The sequence below is a fragment of the Streptomyces hyaluromycini genome (assembly GCF_002217755.1).
GTDB lineage: Bacteria > Actinomycetota > Actinomycetes > Streptomycetales > Streptomycetaceae > Streptomyces > Streptomyces hyaluromycini.
In genome coordinates this window covers 384,584-409,506 of the sequence record NZ_BCFL01000025.1, presented here as the reverse complement: position 1 = coordinate 409,506, position 24,923 = coordinate 384,584, and the positions used below count along the sequence as shown (strand labels likewise).

The window sequence follows — 24,923 nt, the reverse complement described above, 5'->3', positions numbered from 1 at the left end:
ATGGGGTCCTCCCTGGTCATCGCGCTCGCCTCTCCTGGCGCCGACGGGGCCGAGCCGATGTCCGGCCCCCGCCCTTTCGCTGTGTGGCACGGTCCGGCTCCTGACCGGCAGGTCCGGCCAGATGGTCGGCCAGGCTGCTGACAGTCGGGTGGGCCAGCAGGCTGGTCACCGCCACTGGTCGGCCGAACCGCTGCTCGATCAGTCGGCGGACGCGGAGGAGGAGAAGCGACCGGCCTCCTGCGTCGAAGAAGTTGCGGTCCGGTCCTATGGACGAAAGCGGCAGGCCGAGGACATCCGCCCAGATCTCGGCTATCGCACGTTCAGCGGCGGACAGCGCGTGGGTGCCGACCGCCGGCGTGTCCGCGCGCTGCAGTAGCGGCAGTGCCGCCCGGTCCACCTTGCCGTTGCCGTTGCGCGGCAGGTCCGCCACCAATACACATGCGTTCGGCACCATGTAGTCTGGCAGCCGCGCGGTCAGGTAGGCCAACAGACCGGGTACGGTCACCTCGATGCCAGCTTGCGTCGCAGCGTACGCGGTCAGCTGAGAGACCGTTTCCCGGGCACCGTCGGAGGCGAGCACCACGGCCTCGCGGATACCTGGATGCCCAGTGAGCGCGGCCTCGATCTCGCCCAGCTCGATACGGACGCCGTTCACCTTGATCTGGTGATCGGCACGGCCCAGGAACTCCAGCGCCCCGTCCTCCCGGTACCGTGCCAGGTCACCAGTCCGGTAGAGACGCCCGCCCGGCTGAGTTCCGAAGGGGTCGGCGACGAACCGTTCGGCGGTCAGTGCGGTGTGGCCCTGGTAGCCCCGGGCGACACCGTTGCCGCCGATCAGAATCTCGCCGACGACGCCCTGAGGGACCAGCTGAAGCAACTCGTCCACCAGATACACCGTCACATGGCCAACGGGTTTGCCGATCGGGACCGGGCCATCGGCCCACTCCCGACCGATCTCGCAGGCCGTCGACCAGACCGTACTCTCGGTCGGACCGTATTCGTTGACCAAGCGGGCGCTGGGCAGGACCGTGTGATGCCGTTGGATCAGCGGTGCCGGGCAGGCCTCACCGGCAATGATCACGGTATCCAGTGACCGGAGGTCGCCGGTGGGCGCCGCATCGAGGATCGCCCGGTACAGCGAGGGCACGCAGAGCAGGTGGGTGACGCCCAGTTCGCCGAGGGCGCCCACCAGTTCGTCGATGCGCTGCCAGAAGCCCTCCTCGGCGACGACGAGTCTGCCGCCGGTCGTGAGCGTCCAGAACACGCCGGCGACCGAGGAGTCGAAGGACAGGGGGGACAGAAGCAGGAAGGCTCCGGGCGGCGACCTGTACCAGGACTGCCGGGCCAGTGTCGAGGCGACCAGGCCGCGGTGCTCTACGGCGACCCCTTTAGGGGCCCCGGTGGAGCCTGACGTGTGGATCACATAGGCGAGATCCGCGGGCGCCGGGAGGCCATGTGGCCGGTGCGCCGGAGCGTCGGCGAAACCGTGCTCCCACACGACCGGCTGGAGGCGGAGTCGGGTGAAGTGCCCGGCCAGGCGTTCCCGAGTGACCACCGTGCACAGACCCGCGGCAGCAGCGGTGGTTTCCAGGCGTTGCTCCGGCTGCTCGGGGGCCAGAGGTACGTACGCGGCTCCACTCTTGAGGACACCGAGAACCGCCACCACCATGTCGGCCGAGCGCTCCAGGCACACCCCCACCAGATCCCCGGGTTTCGCGCCGAGGGAACGCAGGTGGTGGGCGACTCGGTTGGCGCGAGCGTTCAGTTCGGCGTATGTGAGTCGCTCAGCCGCACAGACCAGCGCGATCGCCTTGGGCGTACGGTCCGACTGTCTGTCGAAGAGTTCAACGATCGTTTGGTCTGTCGGTGGCTGTGTGTCGTTGTGACGGGGTATCTCGGGGGCCTGCGCATACTGATGGATCATCGTGTGTCTCCGGCGTTGTCTCTGGTTGGACTACTGGGGACGCGGCATCCGCCGCAGCGTCGGGCGCCGGGCGGCAGGCCCATTTCCTGGAGTCGCCAGGTCCGGAAGAAGGGCCCGGAGTGCGGACGGAGTCGGCGATGTGAAGACCGTGCGAAGGGTGATCTCGGCCCCGTGTTCCGCGGCAAGCCGGTTCACCAGCTTGACGGCCAGCAGGGAGTGACCCCCGAGGTCGAAGAAGTTGTCGTCAGGCCCTACCTCGGCTCGGCCCAGGACATCGGCGAACAGGGTGCACAGGGTCTGTTCTTGCGGGGTGCCCGGCGCGGACCGGGTCTCCGCCTGCGGGGGAGCCGGCAGCGAGCGTCGGTCCAGCTTGCCGTTGGGGGTCAGCGGGAACTCGTCGAGTTCGATGATCGCAGTGGGCACCATGTAGGAGGGCAGAGCGTTTCCGAGCTGCCTGCGGATCGCCTCGGTATCGAGGACGGAATCCGGGCCGGAGATGACGTAGGCGACCAGACGCTTGTCCCCGGGCCGGTCCTCGCGCACGGCTGCGGCGGCCTGGGCGACCGGTGGATGGGAGGTGAGCGCTGCCTCGATCTCCCCCAACTCGATGCGGAAGCCCCGGATCTTCACCTGGTCATCGCCGCGACCGACGAATTGCAAGTCACCGTGGTTGTCACGGTGCACGAGATCGCCCGTCCTGTACATGCGTGCACCGGGGGGTCCGAACGGGCATGCCACAAAACGCTCTGCCGTCAGCCTGGGTGCGCCGGCATAGCCTCGCGCCAGTCCCATGCCGGCGATGTACAGTTCGCCGACGACTCCGTCGGGAACGAGCCGCAGTGCTTGGTCGAGGACGTAAGTCTGGGTGTTCCACAGCGGGCGGCCGATCGCCACGCTCGCCGGTGCGGAGTCGATCTCAGCGGCGGTGGACCAAATGGTGGTCTCGGTGGGGCCGTAGAAATTGGTGAGGCCCACGGAGGATGCTGCCAGCCGACCGGCCAGATCGAGGGGTAGGGGTTCGCCACCCGAGAGCACCCGAATCCCCTTGCCCTCCCAGCCGCTCTCCAGCAGCAGATGCCAGGTGGCGGGGGTGGCCTGCATGACGCTGACCCCGTGCCGACGCACCTCTTCGAGCAGACGGGAGCCGTTGCGGACGTCCTCGTCCGCCGCGATCACCACGCAGGCGCCGACGATCAGCGGTCCCAGCAGTTCGAGTACAGCGATGTCGAAGGACAGGGTCGTGACGGCGAGCAGTCGGTCCTGTGAGGTGAGTCCGATCTTCTCCGCCGCCGAGGCGAGGAGATTGACGACAGCGCCGTGTGTCACCTGGACCCCCTTGGGGCGTCCGGTGGAGCCTGAGGTGTAGATCGTGTAGGCGAGGGCGTCCCGGCCTGTCCGGCGAAGGGGTTCGTGGTCGTGGGAACGTCTCGGTGTCTCCTGGTCCGGGGTGACGGCAATGCGCCTGAGCTGTGGATCCACCGCCTCAGGGCCGAGATTTGCGTCGCACACCACCAAGCCCGTGCCGCTGTGTCCGAGCATGTAGTCGAGCCGGGTGCGGGGATGAGCAGGGTCCAGGGGGAGATATGTGCCGCCCGTTTTCAGAACCGCGAGCACGGCGACCAGCATGTCGAGCGAGCGTGGGAGCAGCAGTGCCACCGAGGTCTCGGCCACTACTCCGGCGTCGATCAGCCGGTGGGCGAGGCGGTTGGCGCGGATGTTGAGCTGTCGGTAGGTGAGTTGGTCGCCGCCGAAGACGACCGCTACTGAGTCGGGGGTGCGCTGAACCTGCGCCTCGAACATGTCCGCGACGGTCGTCCCGGGGACCTCGGCGTGGGCACCTTGCGCGGCAAGGAGCGCTCGCTCCCGGCCGCTGTCCCCTATCAGGTCGAGCTCGGAGAGGCGGGCCTGTGGTGCCTGTACCGCCGATCGGAGCAGGTTGCCGTAGTGCTCCAGGAAGAGCTCGATGCGCTTCCGGTCGAAGAGGTCTTCGTCGTACTCGACCTGGACGGCGAGCCGTTCCCCATCCTGTTGAAGCAGCAAGGTCAGGTCGAACTGGGGCGCACAGGACTCCAGTTCGATGAACTGTCCATGGGCCTGTCCGAGACGAGGCGGGGGGCTACTGAAATTGATGTAGTTGAACATCACGTTGAACAGGGGATTCTGGTCGATCACTCGCTCCGGTCGGATCTCCTGGACCACGCGTTCGAATCGGACGAACTGGTTGCCATATGCGCCGAGCTGAGCGGTGCGGACCCGTTCGAGCAGGGTCTGGAAGGTGGGATCACCGCCCACGTCGACCCGTAGGGCGAGAGTGTTGACGAAGAGCCCGACGAGTTCGGCGGATCCGTCCCCCGTGCGGCCTGCCACCGGTGTGCCTGCGGTGATGTCCGTCGCCCGGCTCCAGCGGTGCAGCAAGGTGTAGAAGACCGCCGCGAACGTCATGAACGGGGACGCCCGATGACGGCGTCCCATGGCGATGACCTGGTCGGTGAGCTCCTTGCCCAGGTAGGTGTTGAGTCGGCGGCCGGAGTGGGAACGCTCCGCCGGTCTGGGGCGATCGGTCGGAAGCTCCAGGACGGCACGAGGCTCGCGCAGGTTCTCCCGCCAGTAGTCGAGCTCTTCGGTGAGCTCTTGCTTCTCGGACGCCGTGGCCTCCGCCCGGACGGCGTCCTGGTAGCGGCTGGAGAGAGGGGGAAGCGGGTCCGGTTCCCCCGCGAGGTATGCCTCGTACAACTCCGTCAGTTCGCGGAAGAGTACGGTGTGGGACCAGCCGTCCGACACAAGATGATGTGACGTCAGCACGAGAACATGACTGTCGGGCCCGAGCCGCAGGGCCAGGGCCCGGAAGAGGAAGTCGCGAGCGATGTCGAACGGTGTGGATGCCTGTGCGGCGACCAGGTCCGCTGCGGACGCTGTCCGACCCGGCTCGGGCACATCTCTCAGGTCGACGACGTCCAGCTTCCAGCCGGTGGCGGCGTGGACTACCTGGGTCGGGTCCTCGTCCTCCAAGGCGAACCGGGTGCGCAGCGGCTCGTGCCGTTGGACGAGGTCACGCAGGGCCTGGCCCAGGACTTCCAGATCGAGTGGCCCGTCCAGACGTACGGGCACACAGATGTTGTAAAGCGCGGTGCCTGGGCGGAGTTGCTCGAAGAACCAGATACGCTGTTGCATCGACGATAACGGGTGGACGGTCTCCTCATGGTGCGCGGGATCGTCGTTGACTGTGTCCGTCATGGTGAAACCCCCGTACTGATGGCGTGGACAAGGTCGTAGCTTCGCTCAGGTCTTGCGTAGGTCCCCTCGGTCGATGGCACGCGACGGAGTCAGGCAGTGGTCCTGGTCTGTTCCTCCAGGGTTTCCGGATCCCTGTGCTGCCGTTTTGCGAGGTCCTCGGTTCGCGACGCCGAACGCGCGACCGATGTCACGACGGCCGCCAGGATCCCGCCGACGGCGACGACACCAAACCCCCATGCGGCCTGTCCCCCCTGGTCGGTGGCGAACCCCGCCAGCGGCGAGCCGAGGACGATCCCCGTGGACAGAGCGGCGTTCTGCAGGCTGATCGCCTGGCCGCGGGCGGACTCTCGGACTGCCTCGTTGGCCTGCTCCGTGGCCGCGGTGAGACTGGGAGCGCAGAACAGTCCCGCCGGGACGAGAGCCAGGGCGACCATCCACCACTGGGGGACGACGGCGCTCAGACAGCCGGCCAGCAGGGTGGACAGGCTCAGGAGAAAGACCAGTTGAGCCAGCCCCGGAGGCTTGCGGACCGCGCCATAGGCGAATCCCCCCAGGAGTGACGCGGCGCACCAGAGGGTGATCACGACGCCCGCCCAGTCGAGTTGGTCGAGTTCACGCGTGGAGGCCACGATCCCGACGTCGGTGCCGGACAACACCAGTCCTACGGCGATCGAGCAGAAGAGGACCACGAGCAAGTGCGGATTGAGCCAGTCGCGCCAGGATCGTTCCGAGGCCGAGGCGCTGTCCTCCGATGCCTGGAGTGACGGGTTGATCCAGAACCATCCGGCCGCGGAGACGAAGAGCGCGCCCGCGACGGCGAAGAACAGGAGCGAGCTGCTCGCGCGGGTCGCCGTCAGAACGGCGAGCGCCGGACCGATCATCATGGCGACCTCCATGCCGATGGAGTCCATGGCCAGGGCTGTGCGTAGATCAGCTTTGGGAACCAGCGTCGACAGGGCCTGGCGGGCGAGCCGGTTTGTGGGTACCGGTGCGAAGGCGCGGATGAAGCCGACGACGAGCAGCCAGTTGTAGTCCAGGAACGGGACGCTGAGGAAGAAGGCCGTCTGCCCGAGACCTCCGACCACCACCGTCGGGCGTACCCCCCATCGATCGACGAACCGGCCGACGACGGGCGCGGCGACGATGTCGCCCAAGGTGACCACCGCGATGAGCGTGCCGGCGGCACCGTAACCGCGGTGCAGGTTCTGCACACAGTGGAGAGTGAGGGCCAGCACCGCCATGTACTTCGGTAGCCGGTCCCCAAGGGTGACCAGGAGAACCCATCCCACTTTGGGTGCGGCGATGACGCGCCGATAACGACCGAGATTCACGACGGCCACCTGTCTGTCGAAGGGCAGGGCGGTGCGCGGGTGTGTTTCGTCCTCGTGGCGAGCTCATCGTGTGAGGCGATGGGACGAGTGCCAGGTCTGAACATCTGTGCATATAGAACGGGGCCGTTTTGGAGTGCGGGCGCAGGTGCCGACGGCCCCTTCCTTTGATCGAGGGCACATCATTCCCCATGGCGCTGCTGGTTGACAACCATGTATGGATAGCAGTCGGGGGCTCGAAGCGGTTGACAGTGATTCGGTCAGTCTGAACACTTGTGCAAGTTCTGGGAGGGGTAGTCCCGGGCCCCGGGCCTACATTTGAAGGAGAGCCACGATGAAGCCTGAGCCGCTTGAGGTGCAGACATGGTCCCGGCTGACAGGCTCAGCACGGGTGCGCGTGTTCGGGCGAGGTAGCGACAATCCGGCGGACTCGTTCTCCACCGGGTTGCGGCAGTCGATCGCAGCCCTGGTCGACGATGTCCGCCTGCACGGAGACAAGGCTCTGGTGGAGGCGCTGCGCCGGTTCGACGCGGTGGAGGTGGCGCCAGATCAGCTGCGGGTCAGCGCCCAAGGGTTTGCCGAGGCCAGAAGCGTCGTGTCGAAGGAACTGGTCGATGCGGTCCGCATGTCCATCGCCCAGGTCAGGGTATTCAACGAAGCTGTTCTGGAGCGGGGGGCATGGCGCCGCTCGGCCGACGGCGTGGAAACCGGGGAGATCGTCAGGCCCATCGACAGCGTCGGTCTGTTCGTGCCGTCGGGCAAGGGGTCCTTTCCCTCCGTCCTCATCCAGATCGCCACCCCGGCCATTGTCGCCGGGGTGGCGCGGATCGTCGTCGTAGTGCCACCGACGCCCGGGACGGGCGGCCGGATCGACCCTGCCGTCCTGGTTGCCGCTCAGGAACTCGGTATCAGTGAGGTGTACTGCTGCAACGGGCCGGCAGGTGTCGCCGCTCTTGCCTGCGGAACGGAGACGGTGCCGCGCGTCAGCAAGATCGTCGGACCCGGAAGCCCGGCGGTCGCGGTGGCCCAGACGGAGGTCCAACGCTTCGGGTGCGTCGTCGAGGTGGGCTTCGGCCCGTCCGACTCGCTGATCGTCTGTGACGCCTCCGCCGATCCGGAACTACTGGCGGCCGACCTCATCAACGAGGCGGAACACGGACAGGATTCCTCCGCAGTGCTGGTCGGCACCGACCGGAGCGTGCTGGAGGCCGCCGCCCTTCGGGTTCCGGACCAGATCGAGCGGCTGCCCTCGCCCCGGGCGGAGTACGCCACAGCCTCGATCTATCGCAACGGCGGAGTGTTCCACGCGGAGAGCCCGTCCGAGGCGATCGCCATCGCCAACGCGTACGCCCCCGAACACCTGCAACTGGCAGTGCGGGACCCCGAGGCGTGGCTGCCTGCGGTCCGGCACGCGGGCACGGTGCTGTTGGGCCAGTGGACCACCATGGCTGCCTCCAACTTCGCCATCGGAACGCCGGCGACCCTGCCGACCTCGGGCTTCGCCCGGGTGTCCAGCGGCATTACCGCGGCCACCTATCTGACCCGGATCGCCGTGGCTCGCCTGAACGAAACGGCGTTCTGGAAGCTGGCCCCGACGGTAACGGCACTCGCCGAGTACGAGGGGTTCCCGGCGCACGCGGCCACGGTCACCGTCCGCAGCTGACCGCTGTGCACGGACGTAGTCCCCAAGCACCTGAGACATAGCTACTCGAAACCGACTTCACGAGCGGGGGAGTTCCAGTGATTCCGTTGTCGTTTGCTCAGCGGCGGTTGTGGTTTGTGGGTCGGTTGGAGGGGGCGGGTGCGGCGTACAACGTGCCGTTGGTGTTGCGGGTGAGTGGTGGGTTGGATCGGGGGGCGTTGGGGCGGGCGGTGGCGGATGTGGTGGGGCGGCATGAGAGTTTGCGGACGGTGTTTGAGGAGGTGGGGGGTGAGCCGTTCCAGCGTGTGGTGCCGGTGGGGGAGGCGGTGCCGAGTGTGGTGTGGCGTGAGGTGTCGGAGGGGGAGGTGGCGCGGGGGGTCGCGTCGGTGTGTGGGTATGTGTTTGATCTGGCGGGTGAGTTGCCGGTTCGGGTGGAGGTGTTGTCTGCGGGGCCGGCTGAGTGTGTGGTGATCGTGTTGGTTCATCACGTTGCTTGTGATGGTTGGTCGCTGGAGCCGTTGGGGCGGGATCTGGCGGTGGCGTATGGGGCGTGTGTGGCGGGGGTGGCTCCGTCGTGGGTTGAGCTTCCGGTTCAGTATGCGGATTACGCGTTGTGGCAGCGGGAGTTGCTGGGGTCGGCGGATGATCCGGGGAGTGTGCTGGCGCGGCAGTCGGCTTTTTGGCGTGGGGTGTTGGCCGGTCTGCCTGAGGAGTTGGTGTTGCCGGTGGATCGGCCGCGGCCGGCGGTGGCGAGTCATCGTGGTGGTTCGGTGTCGTTCTCGGTGGATGCGGTGGTGCATGGGAGGTTGTCGGTTCTGGCGCGTGAGTGCGGGGCGACGCCGTTCATGGTGGTGCAGGCGGCGTTGGCGGTTCTGTTGACCCGGATGGGGGCGGGGACGGACATTCCGCTGGGGACTGTTGTGGCCGGGCGGACGGATGAGGCGCTCGATGATCTGGTCGGGTGTTTCGTCAACACCCTGGTTCTGCGGACCGACACCTCGGGTGATCCCACCTTCCGCCAACTCCTCCACCGAGTCAGGGAATTCGATCTTCAGGCATTTTCCAACCAGGACGTGCCCTTTGAGTACCTGGTTGATGTCATCCGGCCGGAGCGGTCTCTGTCCCGGCATCCGCTCTTCCAGGTCATGCTCGCGTTCAACAACGCGTCCGAGCCGGATCTCCGGCTGCCGGGACTGGAGACCGTACTGGAGTCGGCGGACAACGGGGAGGCCAAGTTCGACCTGGCGTTTCACCTCGCCGAGCGCCGAGATGCCACCGGAGCCCCATTGGGGATCGACGGTGCTGTCGAGTACAGCAGCGACCTCTTCCAGTCCGAAACAGCAGGCAGACTCGGAGAGCGCCTGGTCGCCCTCCTGAACGAGGTTTGCGCCTCTCCCGACTGCCGCATCAGCAGTGTCGAACTCCTCTCCGACGAGGAACGGCTGAGCTTGGAAGCATGGAACAGCGCCGTCTGGCATCATCCGCCCGTCCGGATGCCAGACCTGTTCGAGCAGCAAGCCGCCCGCAGCCCACAGGCGATCGCGCTGCTGTCGGAACACACTGAGTTGACCTACGCCCAGCTGAACGCCCGCGCCAACCGGTTCGCTCACTTGTTGGCAAGCCGAGGGATCGGTCCGGAGCAGACCGTCGCGGTGTTGCTGCCGCGTTCGGCTGAGCGTGTCGTCGCGATCCTCGCCGTGGTCAAGGCCGGGTCCGCTTTCCTGCCGATCGACCCTGACCTGCCGGTCGAACGGATCGCCTTCATGCTCGCGGACGCGGCACCGAGTCTCGTGTTGACCGAGGCGGCCGTGGCGCCCCGTATGCCGGGTACGCACTCGACGCTGCTGCTCGGCGAACCGGACCTGCTCCTGGAATTGGACGACCACGCCGACACCGACCTCACCGACGAGCACCGATGCCAGCCGCTGCTGCCGGGTCACCCCGCCTACCTGATCTTCACGTCTGGCTCCACCGGCCGGCCCAAAGCCGTCGTCGTCGACCACCATGGTGTCTTCGCGTTGGCGACCACCCAAGTGGACCGGTTCGCCATCACGGCCGACGCGAGGGTTCTACAGTTCTCCTCACCTGGCTTCGACGCGTCCGTGATGGAACTGTTGATGGCTTATGCAGCCGGAGCCACTCTGGTGGTGCCGTCGAGCGGCCCGCTCGTCGGCGAGGCTCTGGCCGAGGCGCTGCTGAGCTGGTCCGTGACCCATACGCTGATTCCGCCCGCCGCGCTGGCGACGCTGCCTGACGGGTCATATCCCCACCTGCGCACACTGGTCGTCGGGGGAGAGGCATGCCCGCCTGGGCTGGTTGACCGGTGGTCGCGCGGCCGGAGCATGTTCAATGCCTACGGCCCCACCGAGTCCACCGTGTGTGCCACCATCGCCGGGCCGCTGTCCGGAGACGCGGCACCGCCCATCGGAAAGCCTGTCGCCGGAACCCGCGCCCAGGTCCTGGACGCAGCCCTGCGGCCGGTCCCCCCGGGCGTGGTCGGTGAGCTGTACCTGGCGGGAGTTGGAATCGCCCGCGGATACTCGGGGCGCTCCGGCCTGACGGGGGAACGATTCGTCGCTGATCCGTTCGGTACAGCCGGAAGCCGCATGTACCGGACTGGTGACCTGGCTCGGTGGACCGTCGACGGCCAGTTGGAATACCGAGGACGGGCCGATCAGCAAGTGAAGGTCCGGGGTTTCCGGATCGAGCTCGGCGAGATCGAGACGGTCCTGGCACAGCATCCGGACGTCATCCAGGCCGTGGTCACCGTGAGGGAGGACCAACCCGGCGTGCGAAGGCTCGTCGGCTACATCGTGTCTTCGAAGGTGGAGGCCCCCACACCTGAGGATTTGCGCAGCCACCTCGGTTCGGCTCTACCGGACTACATGGTGCCTGCCGCGTTCGTAGCGCTGGACGCAGTGCCGGTGAACAGTAGCGGAAAGGTCGACCGCGCCGCGCTTCCGGTTCCCTCGTTCAGTGAGGACACCGAGCGCCACCCCGTTTCCTGGGCGGAACAGACCCTCTGCAAGCTGTTCGCCGAGGTGCTTGGCCTGGAGCGGGTAGGTATGGACAGCGGATTCTTCGCCCTCGGCGGTGACAGCATCTCCTCGATCCGCCTGGTGAGTCGTGCGCGGGAGGAAGGAGTCCTGATCACCCCCCGCGACGTGTTCGAGCAGCAGACCGTCACGCGGCTCGCCACCGTGGCCACCGACAGGGCGGAACCTGCTGCTGCACTCCTGGACGATGAACCGCTCGGCGCCGTCCCGCTCACACCGGTCATGCAGTGGATGTCCGACCGCGGCGGGCTCGTGGATCGGTTCAGTCAGGGAGCAGTGCTACGCACCCCCGTCGGTGCCGGTATCACAGACCTGGCACAGACCTTGAACGCTGTCACAGACCATCACGACATGCTCCGCGCCCGCCTGGTCCTTGACGAGGGCGAACAGCCCGTCATCGAGGTTCCTCACCGCGGGTCGGTCGACGCATCGCGTTACCTCAAGCGTTGGGACGTCAGCCATATGGAGGACGGAAGCGACGCGCTCCGTGCGGCTGCGGTCGAAGCGAGCGAACAGGCCCAGGGCCTCCTGGACCCCGGATCAGGAGAGATGGTGCAGGCCGTCTGGCTCGACGCCGGACCCGACCGTGCCGGGCTGCTCGTCCTGGTGATCCACCACCTGGTCGTGGACGGGGTTTCCTGGCGAATCCTCCTCCCCGACCTGGCCGTCGCGTGGCAGGCCGTCAAAGCCAGCCGGACGCCGGAACTCCCTGCGGTGGGCACATCCTTCAGAGGGTGGAGCCGCCTGCTCAGTGAGCAGGCGGCTGCACCCACCCGGCGGCGTGAGGCGGAACGGTGGCGGGAGATGCTGGCTCAGCCCGAGCCGGTCTTCGGCGTTCGTCCGCTCGACCCGGCCCACGACAAGGTCGCCACCTGCGATTCGATCGCCCTGGAGCTGCCGCCCGAGCGGACCGCCCCGCTCCTGTCCACCGTGCCCCAGAGCCTGCAGATCGGAGTCGGTGACCTCTTGCTGGCCGGCCTCGCCCTGACGGTCGCGCGGTGGCGTGGGGAGTCGTCCGTTCTGGTGGATGTCGAGGGTCACGGGCGAGAGGACGTCCTCGCCGGTGTCGATCTTTCCCGAACCGTCGGCTGGTTCACCTCCATACGCCCTGTCCGCTTCGAGCTGGACTCGGTGAACATAGCCGCCGCGCTGGCGGGAGGTCCGGCGTTGGGCCGCGCAGCCGATCTTGTCGCCGAGAGCATGCGGGCCTTTCCGGACAACGGCATCGGGCATGGCATGTTGCGCTACCTCGACTCCAGGACAGCGGCAGAGCTGGCCGACGTCGCCCGGCCCCAGATCTGCTTCAACTACCTGGGACGGTTCGCTGCCCCGGACACGGGGGACTGGACACTCGCCGATGAGGGCGAGGCGCTCACCAGGGCTCCGGACCCGGAGCTGGCCGTCGGCCATGCCTTGGAGATCGACGTGGTCGTGCGGGACACCAGGGACGGGCCGAGGCTTCGGGCCGTGTGGTCGTGGCCGGTCGACCTGTTCCCTCGGGAGGAGGTGCAGCAGGCCGCTGAGCTGTGGCTGGAAGCGCTGACGGCCTTCTCCGACCACGCCACGTCGGAGGGTGTCGCGCACGAGGGAGTGACCCTTGGCTTCCTCTCCCAGGACGAACTGGACGCGTTCGAAGACGGCCTGATCAGCGACTGGGAGACAAGGTGACATCGACTGACGCCGTTGGTGGCACCGTCACTCCGTCGGCCCGGCACCCCAGCGGCGCACTGGCAGACGTGCTGCCGCTGACCCCCCTCCAAGAAGGTCTGTTCTTTCACGCTCGTTTCGATATGGAGGGGCAGGACGTCTACCTCGTCCAGTTGACCCTCGAACTGGCAGGCGTCCTCGACCCGCAACGGCTACGGGCGGCAGGCCAGAGCCTGCTGGACCGTCACCCCAACCTGCGCGGAGCCTTCCGCCAGCGCAAGGGCGGCCGGCCGGTGCAGGTCGTTCCACACACGGTGGCCCTGCCGTGGTCGGAGACTGACCTTGGTGACTTGACGGAACCGGAGCGGGAAGCCGAGTGGCATCGGTTGCTCGATGAGGACCGGGAACGTGGGTTCCCTCTGGGAACACCGCCCCTGTTCCGGATGTGGTTGGTGCGGCTCGCTCCGGATCGGCACCGCCTCGTGCTGACCCAACACCACATCCTGCTCGACGGGTGGTCGATGCCCATACTCATCGATGAACTCGACGCGCTCTATCGGGCGAGTGGGGCGGTCGGCCCGACCGTCGTCCCGGAGGTGCGCCCGTATCGTGACTACCTGGCATGGCTCGACGGGCAGAATCGCCCAGCCGCACGCGCGGCGTGGCGCCGCATGCTCGCCGACCTGCCGGAACCCACACGCTTGGCTCCGCAAGGCGCCGGCCACCGGGCGTGCCTGCCCGTACAGCAGAGTGTGGAAATCCCCGAGCACGTCACCCGGGGACTGCGTGAACGCTGCCAACAGAGCGCCGTCACGCTCAATACCATGGTCCAGACGGCGTGGGCAGTGGTGCTGAGTCGGCTGACCGGTCGAGGGGACGTCGTGTTCGGGCAGACGGTATCCGGTCGTCCGACGGATCTACGGGGTTCCGAGGGCATAATCGGACTGCTCATCAACACCGTACCGATCCGTATCGGCGTTCGGCCCGGCGAACCCCTGGAACAGTTGGCCGAACGTGTCCAGGCCGAGCAGGCAGAGATGCTCGACCACCACCATCTCGGACTTGCAGACATACAGCGGACCTCGGGATTCCATGAACTCTTCGACACGCTTCTGATCTTCGAGAACTATCCGGCAGGGGCGCCACCCGCCGCCGAGGAGGCGGACGCGCTGCGCATCGTCGGCTTCGGTGGACGCGACGCGACGCATTATCCGGTCACCCTCGTCGCTGTCCCGGGTGACCGCTTCCAGCTCCGGCTCGCCTATCAGGCCGGCCTGTTCACCAGGGAATGGGCTGAAACGACACTGGCGGCACTGGGAATGGTGCTTGAGCAACTGGCAACAAGGCCTGATCTGCCGTCGGCACGCCTTGCCCTTCCCTTGGGCGCCCGTCCGGAGCCCGCCAGCGCAGACCAGGCCCTGGACACACTCGTCGGGGCGTTCGAGCGCCAGGTGGGTCTGACTCCCGATTCCCCAGCCGTTCATCATGGCGGGACGACCCTCAACTACCGCGAACTGGATGCTGCCGCCAATCGCCTGTCGGGCCTGCTCATCGAGGCTGGAGCTGTACCCGAGAGCATCATTGGAATCGCGCTGCCCCGGGACGAGCGGCTTCCCGTGGCGTTGCTCGCGGTACTCAAGGCCGGCGCCGCGTACCTGCCCCTCGATCCGGAGTATCCGACGCGGCGACTCGCATTCATGGTGGAGGACGCTCGACCAGGACTGGTGCTCACCACCGTCGCGACGGCCGCGCGCTTGCCCAAAGGAACACCGATGCTGGTGCTGGACCGCCCGGAGGTGTCCGACCGGCTCCGCAGCGCCTGCCCCGATCGCCCCGCACCCACCGGCCTCCTGCCGACCCATCCTGCCTACGTCATCTACACCTCAGGGTCCACGGGGCGGTCCAAAGGCGTCGTTGTGTCCCACGGCAGTGCCGCTGCCCTGGCCCGCTCTGCAGCTGCGGACCTCGGTCCCGAGGCCCTGGCCCGGGTCGCGGCCACCACCTCGCTCAACTTCGACGTGTCCGTGTTCGAATTGTTCACTCCACTTCTGTGCGGAGGATCGGTCGAACTCCTGCGTGACGCTCTCGCGCTCGGGGACCGCAAGTCGGAGGAACCTGCGCCCAGTCTGGTGAGCACAGTGCCGTCCGTGCTGGCGGTCCTGGCGGCCCAGGGGCAACTACCGGTCGGTGTGGGTACCTTCGCGTTCTGCGGTGAGGCGCTGCCCGGTCGGTTGGTGTCCCAGGTGCGCGCGGCCGTGCCCCGAGCCCGGTTGGTGAACCTCTACGGCCCTACCGAGGCGACGGTCTTCGCCACCGCATGGTTCTCCGAATCGGCTCCGGCGGTCTCGAAGGCGGCTGACCCACCGATCGGCCGGCCGATCGCCGGCATCGCGGTGAGGGTGCTGGACGACAGTCTGCAACCCATCCCGTTCGGGACATCGGGCGCGCTCTATCTGTCCGGAGTGGGCCTGGCACGAGGCTACCTGGGTCGTCCCGCGCTCACCGCGGAGCGCTTCGTCGCGGACCCGTTCGGTCCTCCGGGCGGGCGGATGTACCGAACCGGCGACCTGGTGCGCCAAGACGTCGACGGAACTCTGCACTTCGTCGGCCGGACGGACGAGCAGGTGAAACTCCGTGGCTTCCGGATCGAACTCGGCGAAGTCGAAGCGGTGCTGGGCGACTGCGAGGAGGTGGGCCACTGCTCGGTGGTGCTCCGCCGGGACCGCCCCGGTGACCCGAGACTGGTGGCTTACGTCGTGCCCCGCGGCGGCCGATCGGCTGACCCGGCCGCTTTGACGGCGGCACTGCGTGAACGTCTCCCCGCATATATGGTGCCCTCGGCCTTCGTCTCACTCACCCGCCTGCCACTCACCGCCAACGGCAAGCTGGACCGCAAAGCTCTGCCCGCCCCCGTCCGCTCGGCCGAGTCCGGTGTCGGGGCTGCGACCACCACCACGCAGGAGATCGTCCGGCAACTGTTCGCGGAGGTTCTGGGCGTCGCACGGGTGGGGCTCGACGAGGACTTCTTCGAACTTGGCGGCCACTCCCTCCTGGCCACCCGCCTCGTGGGCCAGATCGGGGAGGCGTTCGGGATCCAGCTCTCGATCCGCCATCTCTTCGAGGCCCCGACGGTCACTCGGTTCGCCGACGCGCTCGGCGAGGAAGCACCCGATCCTCTCGCCCGCATCCTTCCCCTCCGCTCCGCAGGCCGGTCGGCACCGCTGTTCTGCATCCACCCGGTCTTCGGCCTCAGCTGGACCTATGCAGGTCTCCTGCGTCATGTTGGTCCAGACAGACCGGTCTACGGCCTCCAGTCGCCGGGCCTGCGCACCGGCAGCGGGCTCCCAACCTCCATCGCGGAAGCGGCTCTCGAATGCGTCGCCCTCATACGAGGGGTGCAACCATCCGGCCCTTACCACCTCCTCGGCTGGTCACTCGGCGGCATGCTCGCCCATACCGTGGCGTGCTTGCTGCAGCGGCAGGACGAAGAGGTCGCGCTGCTGGCGCTTCTTGACGCCTACCCGAGCGCCGCGTTCGACTCGCCTGTGCCCGCCGAACGAGGCGCTGTCTTCCGGGATCTGTTGGAACTGCTCGGCCACGCGGTGCCGCCCGGCGCCGAGACCCTCGACGCAGCCTGCTTCCTGGCCGCCGTGCGCGGCGAGGGCGGCCTGCTCAGCCAACTCGACGAGCAGGAGGCCGAAGCACTACGCATCGTCGTGACCAATAACCGCAGACTCGCTGAGAAGTTCTCGCCGGGACACTTCCGCGGCGACCTGCTGTTCTTCACGGCCGTGCGAGATCGGGGGCCGGACTGGCCCACAGCTGAGGTCTGGCGTCCCCACATATCAGGAGAGATCGAGAACCATGAAGTCTCTTGCAGGCATGACGACATGACCAAACCGCAGGCCATAGCCCGGATCGGCCCTGTCATAGCAGCCCGGCTGCGCACCCGTAATGCGACGAACCGAGGAGCGTGAATCTGTGACCACCAACCCGTTCGACGACGACACCATCGAGCATCTTGTAGTCGTCAACGACGAAGGACAGCACTCCCTGTGGCCTGTCTTCGCCGCGATACCTGAAGGATGGACCCGGGCCTTCGGTCCCGACGCACGTCAGGCATGCCTGGCCTACGTGGAGGAGAACTGGACCGATCTGCGTCCCAAGAGTCTGGTTCGGGCAATGGGACAGGCGGCTGATGCTGCAGGTGGGTAACCGCCTGCAGGCGTGCAAGATCATTCATGTGCCGCAGAACACATCGAGCAGGACCCCTGCATCGCACCGCGCGATTCTGTCGGCTGCCCCGGGAACGGGGCAGCCGGCGTGTGGAGGCGTTCCGTGGTGATCCGTCGCATTCAAGCGGGCTGGAGCTGCGAGGTTGCCGGGATGCATGAGCAGTGTTAAGTGTGGGCGATGATGGGCCAATGACAACCCGCCGTCATTCCGCGAAGCGCCGTGAAGAGCTCGTTGAAGCAGCCGAGCGTGCCCTTCTACGCAGCGGCCTGTCCGCTTTGACGGTCCGCGCCGTCGCAAGCGAGGCAGGAGTGTCGCCCGGGTCGGTGCTGTACCACTACGCCAAGACCGACGATCTGGTCTATGAGCTTCATCGCACCTTGGTCGATCGCTACGTGGCGTCCAGGCTCCGAGCGATCGCGAAGATCGTCGACCCTGCCAAAAAAATCGTACAGGCGTTCAAATCTGGCTTGCCTGAGGGCCCAACCGATCCGACCTGCAAAGCACTCTACGAGCTGCACGCGCTGGCCGCCCGCAGCCGTTCGCACGCTGCGTTGATGGCGTCGCTGTGGGATCGCGAGCTCATGCTGTACGAAAGCATCATCCAGGCAGGTGTAGCAGCAGGCGGGTTCAGGGTCCGCCGAGACCCGCATGACATCGCGGCTTCTCTACTGGCCATGGAGGATGGCCTGGGCCTGCACATTGTCAGTAATAACTCGTCCGTCACGGTTGAAGGCGCCGTGCAGTTGCTGATTGCGACGGCATCCGAGCAACTCGACTGTCTGCTGTCTGGAAGCACGGATAGGTGAAACTTGCCCCGTTCTTTAGAACGGCTTCCGCATACCGGTCGGTGGGCGTGGTCAGTCGAACTGGGTTCTGGATCGGGTGATCGCGGCGGTGTCGCAGTCTTGCCTGACCACGCCTGTCGCGTCCAACTCCCGCGTGTCGCCGTGCGATTGTCTCGCGCACCGGTTCGGAAACGCCGCGGACCGGACGGACCGGACCTCGTGCTACGGCTCAGATATGAGCGAGTCGGAGTGGCAGGTCATCCGGCCGTTGCTGCCGGGGTCAACCTGCCGACAGACTTCCCGCCGTTTCGGCGGGTGCATGCCTTCGCCCGCCGCCGGCAGGCCACCGTGCCGGCGCCGGACGCGGGCGTTGAGGGCTTTCTCGTCACACCGCGAACGCCTGCTCGACGGGGTCGCTCGGGTGTGGATCCAGGTGAGTGACCGGCATCATGAGCCACGGAGCCATGGGGAGACCCTCGAGCGCCCGGTCGAGCGTCTCCCGGTCGGTCGCCTGCCACACCCCGAGGGCAGGGAGCCTGTCCGGGCGGAGCCAGAGACGGCGCAGCAGGCCCGCCGACGCAGCGTTGCCGGCAGCCACTGCCTCCTGCTGCCACTTGTCTGCGAGCTGATCCGGAGCCAGGCCACCGGCGTCGCCCAGGACGAACTCGACGAAGTACTCGCGCCAGCCGTCGCGGCGCGGCGTTGGCTGCAGCGGTGACGCTCGCCAGGATCGCGAGGCCGGGGGCGACGCCGAGGTGCTGGGCGGAGGTGAGCAGCGCCGAGGCGATCTCCGGTTGTCGTGGTCCACTCCATGGACTGCGGCCTGGTCCGGGCGATGACGCCGGTCCCGAAGCCGAGGGCGATCACCAGCATCGCCGGTGCCATCCCGGTCCAGTAGTCCCGTCTCGGTCGCGATCAGGGAGGACCAGACCAGCGGGCTCGCGCTGCGGCACTGGGTGAGCGCGAACGCGAGAGGAGCGTGACTGCACCCCGTGCCGCCGGTGCCGAGTACCGCTCCCATGGCCCCCCAGCCGTCCCGTGTGGCGCTCCGCGTCCACGACGTGCACTGGCCTGAGGGCCTGCCCGGCGCAGGATGGCGACGATCCGGTCGACTTGCGCCTGTGACAGAGGAGGCGCGCCCTCGGCCTTGGCGGCTCCCGCCTTCCGGAGGTCTTCGAGTACGACCGGAGAGGCCGGGTGGCGCGGCCATCGTGTTCGCGAGGCGCTCTGATTGTCGGCGTGCTCTACGCTCACGGTCGTGCGTGCCGAGCGTCGAACTGACCGTGGTACATCGCTGCTGTTCTCGGCTGTGTCGCCTGCTGCAGCTGATGAACCCAACAGTCGCCTCCTTCCGACCAGGTCCATCTGCCACAGGTGCATCGGCGCCTCACGCTGCCACCGGCGGTACTTGCGTGGATGCTGCTGTTCCTGGGCGCGGACCAGGCCATTGCGGGACAGCACCCGGTGGACCGTGGCCCGCGACGGCGCCGACTCCAGCCCGCGGCAGGACAGCTCGTGGGAGATCCGGCGGGCACCCCACCGGGGATGCCGGCGGCGCAGCTCGCAGATCTCGGCCTCAACCTCGGCGGACAGGCGCGTGGGACTGTTCCGCGGCCGGCGGGAGCGATCCAGCAGACCGGGCATGCCCTCCTGCTCGAACCGCCGCCGCCAGCTGTGCAGGGTCTGGCGCGAGGTGCCGTACCGGGCCGCGACCTCACCGATCGCCGCTCTCGACTCGTCAGCCGAACGCGTCGGATTCGCTCAGGACGACTGGTCTTCGCCTGCCCGCAGCAGCGCTGCCATGCCCACCCATGACCGACGAAGCCGGTGCCAAGCGCGGAAGCTCGGCTCGGACACCGGGTCGATCGCAACGTCGGATTTCAGGGGAGGTGGCGATCTCAAGTACCGCAACCGAAGCATGTGAACCGAGGTGCTTCACCAACTGCGGGTCAGTGCCTTTTTGTATCCCTCGGCACGCTTATGACCAGGCGTTTTGTGTGGTTGGTCGAGAGTGAGGTCAAACGGCGGCGGTGAATAGGGTCAAGAACGGCAATCGAAGCATGTCTCAGTACGTGCTGCGCAGCCTGCTCCGCAAGTAGCGGTTCCGGTACGGCAGTCGGGGCCGCGCTCCTGGTGGAGGGAGCGCGGCCCCGCACTGTTCCGCCACTCCGCTACAGCCAGCCGCGCTGAGCGGCCCGCAGCCCGAGCTGGAACCGGCTCGCCGCCCCGAGCCGATCCTGCAGGTCGCTCACCCGCCGCCGCAGCGTTCGCAGACTCACCCCCAGATGACGGGCCACCGCCTCGTCCTTCATCCCGGCCGCCAGCAGCCGGGTCAACGTCTGCTCGTCCTCGGAGAGTTCGCCGTTCCCTTCGGGCCGGCCGAGCGGAGTCGCCTGCTGCCAGGCCAGCTCGAAGAGCTTCTGCAGCGCCTCGGTGACCGCCGAGTGCCATACGACGACGGCGCAGTAGCCGCCCGCCGCGGACGAGGTCAGCGGGAGCATCGCCCGGCGTCCGTCGACCACCAGCAGCTTCAGCGGCACGGACGGCAACACCCGTGCCTGCTCGCCGAGTTCGACCATCTTCCAGGCCCGGGACAGCGTGTTCGGATCCTCCAGACCGCTCGCCCCGTAGACGCCGCGTGAGACGATGCCGCGCTTGAGCAGATCGGCCTGGAGGTCCACCTGCGGTGCGGGCGGGGCGAGGTACGGCGGAGTGTCGAAAAGGCACACCTCGTGCTCGGCACGGGCGTACATCTCCTCCAGACGGGCCGCGATGGCACCCTCGCCGGAGGCGACCTCGATCAGCCGGGTCGGCTCCTCGCGCAGCAGCCCGGCCTCGTACGCCGTGGCCATCTCCTCGGCGGTGGCGGCGAGCAGTTCGGACTCCGTCTCGCGCCGCCGGATCAGCGCACGGATCGCCACCCGCGGGTCGACCGCTCGTAACCCGCCCATGGAGTCCGGCGGTTGGAGCAGACCAAGGGTGAGCAGCCGGTTGCAGGCCTCGCGCAGCTGGGCCGGGGTCGCCCTGGTCAGCAGCGCCCAGCCGGCCGCGCCGGCGTCGGGCTGATGCAGAATCGCCCGGTACACCATCTCGTCGAAGGCGGAGACCCCCACCGCGGCCCAGGGGCTCGCGGCAGGGGTCTGTCTTGCAGGATCTTGTGCCGTGTTCACCATGGCTCGCCACGGTAGAGGTGCTTTGTTAAGAATCCTTACAGTGGCTCGGGCCGTCGCTCACTTCAGGCCGAACGCCCGCAGCACGGTCTGGTCGATCCCGTTGCCGTCCCGGTCGGTGGCCAGTACCCGCAGCGACACCGTCTCGGCGCCCTTCGCGGGCTTGAACCGCGCCTTGCCGCCCTTGACTTCCACTTCCTTCCATGAGGTGCCGTCGTCGTAGGAGACCCAGGCCTTCAGAGTGCTCGCCTTCACACTCCCCAGCTGGTTCGCGACCGGCAGCCGGACCTCCACCTCACGCCCGCTGTCGGCCCGGTTGAGGAGGTCGAGACGCTTCGGGGCGATACCGACCGTGAGCAGCGGCAGCGCCGTCTTCGTGTCGGTGTGCGCCGAGGAGAAGGTCCACTCGGTGTGCGTGCTCGTCGAGTACCTGGCCCAGGCCGCCCTGCGCTGCACGTCCAGTTCGAAGCGGTACGCGGCCGGGTCCGCCGCCACGTCGAAGGTGCCGTACCCGCCGAGCGTCGAGTCGCCGACCAGCTGCCCGTCCGCGTAGAGCTTGCCCTTCGCGGTGTTGTCGGTGCCGTCGACGGCTCCGTAGTGGCCCGGCGTGGAGTCGGTCAACTCCGGCACCCGGAAGGTGAGTTTGTCTCCGTCGCGCACGGAGAGGCCGTACTCCGCGCTGCTGCCCGGCCGGACGACCTGGCGCAGCCAGTCCTCGGCGGGCTCCCTGCCCGGTTCGCCGAAGGTCCGCAGCGGGCTCCACTCGCCCTTGAGCGTGTCCCACTTCGGATAGACGACGTGCCAGGTACGGGTGTCGGGGTCGACGTAGTAGTACTCGTCGCGTTCCGTGCCCAGCTGCGTGTAGACGCTGGTCTCGACGCCGAAGAGCTGCCAGGGGCGGAAGGTGTACAGGGTGTCCGCGCCCATCTCGCCGGCCGTGGCCCCGTAGTAACGGGCCTTCCGCTGCACGGTGTCGGACTTGTCCAGGGTGTAGGTCTGGTTCGCGGTGATGGCGCCGCTCTGCGCGGCGAGCAGGTTGTAGACGTACGGACTGACCGGCGTACCGCTCAGCTTCAGGGTGACCTTCTTGCCGGTCTTCAGCAGGCCGGCGAGCTCGGCGCCCTCCTCGCCGGTGGCGATCATCAGCGGGACGCTGGTCGCGCGGTCCACGGCCTCGATCCAGAATCCGGGTGTCTTGCGGTACGCGATGAGGTAACCCGCCCCGGCCTTGGTCGCGTTGTCCAGGGCGGTCTGCGCCCGCTCCGTGGCGCCGAGCCCGACGAACGCCACCTTGCCCTTGACGTCGAGCCCCGCGAAGTCGGCCTCGGTACCGCCGCCCGCGTCCACCGCCTGGACCTTGTGATCACCGCTGATCTTCAACGGGAAGTCGTTGTACGTCTGCGAGTAGTAGAGCGAGGACAGCGCGGTCTTCTCCGGGCTGGTGACGCTCGCCGTCAGCTCCTTCGCGTACAGGCGGAACTTGGCGTAGAAGTCCAGGGTGCCCACGGTGACCTGCTGGGTCGGTGCCACATAGACGTGCGTGGTCCAGAAGCCCTGGCTGTAGGTGAGCCCCCAGGCGCTGCCCGGCCCCGCGCGGTGCCAGCTGGTGCTGAAGCCCCGGAACTCGGAGTCCTGCTTGGTCTTCGGTTTGATCTCCACCGCCTTGCGGGCGTCGAGGACGACCGCGGTGTCCCCGTCGACCTTGATCTCGGGGTTGCCGACGACCGAGGTGCCGACGGCCAGGCCGCCCGCGTCCCGGTCCGGGATCCAGGTCGCGACGGAGTAGGTGCCGGCCGGTACCTGCCAGGTCCAGCCGGTGCCGATGAAGCCGTACTCGTCGGGGTAGGCGCCGTTCAGCTCCTGGAGCGTGTAGATCGACGCCCCGGTGGACGGGTTCCCCTCGCGGTCCACGAGGGAGACCTTGAGGTTGTACGTCTTCGGCGCCTTCTCGAAGCCGACGCCCGTGGTGACCTGGATGCCGTCGGCGGTCGCCGTGACATGGCCCGAGTACCGGCCCTGGGCTTCCTGCGCTGGGTCGACGCCGACCGGAACCGAGGCGGTGCCGTGCGCGGGCACGGTCAGGGTGCCCGCGCCCAGCGTGAGGTCGGCGAGCGACGACGAGAGCTTCAACTCCACCGCGTTGTCGGTGGTGTTGGTGTAGGTGATGTCCTTGCTGACGGCCCCGGTGTCACCGTCCTCGAACCTGCCGAAGCTCAGTGTCGGGGTCGCGAAGACGTCCTGCTCGACGGCCCGTACCGCGTCGACCCGGCCGTCGCCCTGCTCGAACACGGAGTCGTCGGGATTCGTCTTCGCGGTACTGGCGAGGGCCTCCTTGATCTGCTCGCCCGTCCAGTCCGGATGCGCCTCGGCGACCAGCGCCGCCGTGCCCGCGACATGCGGGGTCGCCATCGAGGTGCCGCTCGCCGTCGTGTAGTAGTCGTCGACCGGCGTACCACCAGGCATGCTGGTGCCCGCGGCGCGGGCCGCCGTGATGTTCACGCCCGGCGCGGTGATCTCCGGCTTCACCGCGAAGTCGCCGAGGCGTGGACCCCGGCTGGAGAACGAGGCCAGCTGGTCCGACTTGTCGACCGCGCCCACCGTCAGCGCGGAGTCCGCGATACCCGGGGTGCCCACGGTCTGCTCGCCCGGCCCCGCGTTGCCCGCCGCGATCACGAACAGCGTGCCGGTGGCCGCGGACAGGTCGTCGACGGTCTCGCTGAGCACGTCCGAGGGGCCGGACGCCGTACCGCCCAGGGACATCGAGACGATCTTCGCACCGGAGTGCGCCGCCCACTCCATGCCCGCGATGATCCAGGAGGACTGGCCACTGCCCGTGTTGTCCAGCACCTTGCCGACCAGCAGCTGGGCGCCCGGCGCGACCCCCTTGTACCGGCCGCCCGAGGCCGCGCCCGAGCCGACGATCGTGGACGCCACATGGGTGCCGTGCCCGAAGCCGTCCTGCACGGTCTCGTCCGGTACGAAGCTCTCCGAGCCGGCGATCTTCCCGGCCAGGTCCGGGTGCCCGAGGTCCACGCCGGTGTCCAGGACCGCGACCTTGACGCCCGTGCCGTCGTAGCCCGCCTGCCACACCTCGGGCGCGCCGATCTGCGGCACGCTCACGTCGAGGGACGCCTTCACCTTGGCGTCGAGCCAGATCTTGTCGATGCCGTCACCGAGCTGCTTCGCGGCCTTCGCGGTCGGCCGGGTGCCCAGCGGCGGGGCGATGTCCGACCAGAACGCGGTCGACTTCCGCGCGCTGAGCGCCGCGCCGTCGATCCCGGGCAGCGCCAGCGTCCGGCGCGTGCCCTCGGGGGTCTCGGCGCCCTTGGTGTACGTCGCGATGACCGGGGTGCTGCCGGTCCTCGCGTCCGTGTACCCCTGTGCGACCAGCTGGGAGACGTTGAACAGAGCCGGGTCGAGGCGGCCGGCCTTGATCAGCGGGATGGCGTCCGCCGGCAGGACGCTGATCTCGCCGTTCTTCTCGCTCGACAGGAAGGTGGCGGCCTCACGGCCCTTGCCGCGCCGGACGTCGACGGCGTTCTTGCCGTCCGGTCCGACGGTTAGGGTCACGGTGTCGCCGGTGATGAGGGTGACGGTCTGCGGTGGGGCGTTGGTGCTCGGACCCGTGAGGGGTGTGACGGGTGTGGTGACCGGGGACCCCGGCGCGGCTGTCGCGGGCATGACAGCCCCCGCGAGCAGTCCGGCCGCTCCTGCCACGGCCCACAGGGCGTGGAGTCTTCGCATGGGTGGACGTCCTCCCCTGAACGTGGAAACGCTTCCGCCCGGTAAGCGGAAGCCAGAGATCAGAGTGGGCGCCGGGTCGGCGGCGGCTCAAGGGAACACGGTGGCCGGAGCGTGCCAATGCCCGCTTCGGTCAAAAGAGTTGGCGCAAACGCTCCAC

11 protein-coding genes and 1 pseudogene are annotated in these 24,923 nt (G+C 68.0%); 5 read left to right on the top strand and 7 right to left on the bottom strand.

Annotated features, from left to right (window positions below):
- Nucleotides 1-16: 16 nt before the first annotated feature.
- From SSP29_RS34165 to SSP29_RS34155, 3 genes are all read right to left on the bottom strand, one after another.
- Entirely contained in the window at nt 17-1,924 is a 1,908-nt protein-coding gene (locus tag SSP29_RS34165) for a non-ribosomal peptide synthetase (RefSeq protein ID WP_089104744.1), read from the bottom strand.
- A gap of 30 nt (nt 1,925-1,954) precedes the next feature.
- A complete protein-coding gene (locus SSP29_RS34160) occupies nt 1,955-5,158 on the bottom strand; it encodes a non-ribosomal peptide synthetase (RefSeq protein ID WP_089104743.1) in 3,204 nt (1,067 codons plus the stop codon).
- Nucleotides 5,159-5,247: 89 nt separating this feature from the next.
- The gene (locus SSP29_RS34155; protein WP_145968981.1) at nt 5,248-6,489 is read right to left on the bottom strand and encodes an MFS transporter; all 1,242 of its coding nucleotides are present in this window, start codon (nt 6,487-6,489) and stop codon (nt 5,248-5,250) included.
- Between the two features lie 331 nt (nt 6,490-6,820).
- Between SSP29_RS34155 and hisD the strand changes: the two genes are divergently transcribed.
- The 5 genes from hisD (at nt 6,821) to SSP29_RS34130 (ending at nt 17,873) form a co-directional block, all read left to right on the top strand.
- On the top strand, nt 6,821-8,149 hold the full coding sequence (gene hisD / locus SSP29_RS34150; protein ID WP_089104741.1) for a histidinol dehydrogenase: 1,329 nt from the start codon (nt 6,821-6,823) through the stop codon (nt 8,147-8,149).
- Between the two features lie 77 nt (nt 8,150-8,226).
- Nucleotides 8,227-12,852, top strand: a complete 4,626-nt coding sequence (locus SSP29_RS34145; protein ID WP_089104740.1) for a non-ribosomal peptide synthetase — start codon at nt 8,227-8,229, stop codon at nt 12,850-12,852.
- A complete protein-coding gene (locus tag SSP29_RS34140) occupies nt 12,849-16,808 on the top strand; it encodes a non-ribosomal peptide synthetase (protein ID WP_245883356.1) in 3,960 nt (1,319 codons plus the stop codon). Before SSP29_RS34145 ends, SSP29_RS34140 begins: the two co-directional genes overlap by 4 nt.
- A 4-nt stretch (nt 16,809-16,812) precedes the next feature.
- Nucleotides 16,813-17,046 (top strand): MbtH family protein, encoded by a 234-nt coding sequence (locus tag SSP29_RS34135; RefSeq protein WP_145968980.1) that lies wholly within the window; start codon nt 16,813-16,815, stop codon nt 17,044-17,046.
- Between the two features lie 209 nt (nt 17,047-17,255).
- Complete coding sequence (locus tag SSP29_RS34130) at nt 17,256-17,873, top strand: TetR/AcrR family transcriptional regulator (protein WP_089104738.1); 618 nt, start codon at nt 17,256-17,258, stop codon at nt 17,871-17,873.
- 364 nt (nt 17,874-18,237) lie between these two features.
- Here the strand turns inward: SSP29_RS34130 and SSP29_RS61005 are convergent, their stop codons facing one another.
- The 4 genes and pseudogenes from SSP29_RS61005 to SSP29_RS34105 form a co-directional block, all read right to left on the bottom strand.
- A complete protein-coding gene (locus SSP29_RS61005) occupies nt 18,238-18,873 on the bottom strand; it encodes a muconolactone Delta-isomerase family protein (RefSeq protein WP_275539776.1) in 636 nt (211 codons plus the stop codon).
- A 329-nt stretch (nt 18,874-19,202) separates the two neighbouring features.
- Nucleotides 19,203-19,574: pseudogene (locus tag SSP29_RS61610) on the bottom strand (helix-turn-helix domain-containing protein); the annotation flags it as partial.
- Nucleotides 19,575-20,023: 449 nt separating this feature from the next.
- Nucleotides 20,024-21,025, bottom strand: coding sequence for a response regulator transcription factor (locus SSP29_RS34110; protein ID WP_089104737.1), 1,002 nt, complete (start codon nt 21,023-21,025; stop codon nt 20,024-20,026).
- Between the two features lie 57 nt (nt 21,026-21,082).
- Nucleotides 21,083-24,766 carry a S8 family serine peptidase gene (locus SSP29_RS34105; RefSeq protein ID WP_089104736.1) on the bottom strand — a complete coding sequence of 1,228 codons (3,684 nt, stop codon included), beginning with the start codon at nt 24,764-24,766 and terminating at the stop codon, nt 21,083-21,085.
- Nucleotides 24,767-24,923: the final 157 nt, after the last annotated feature.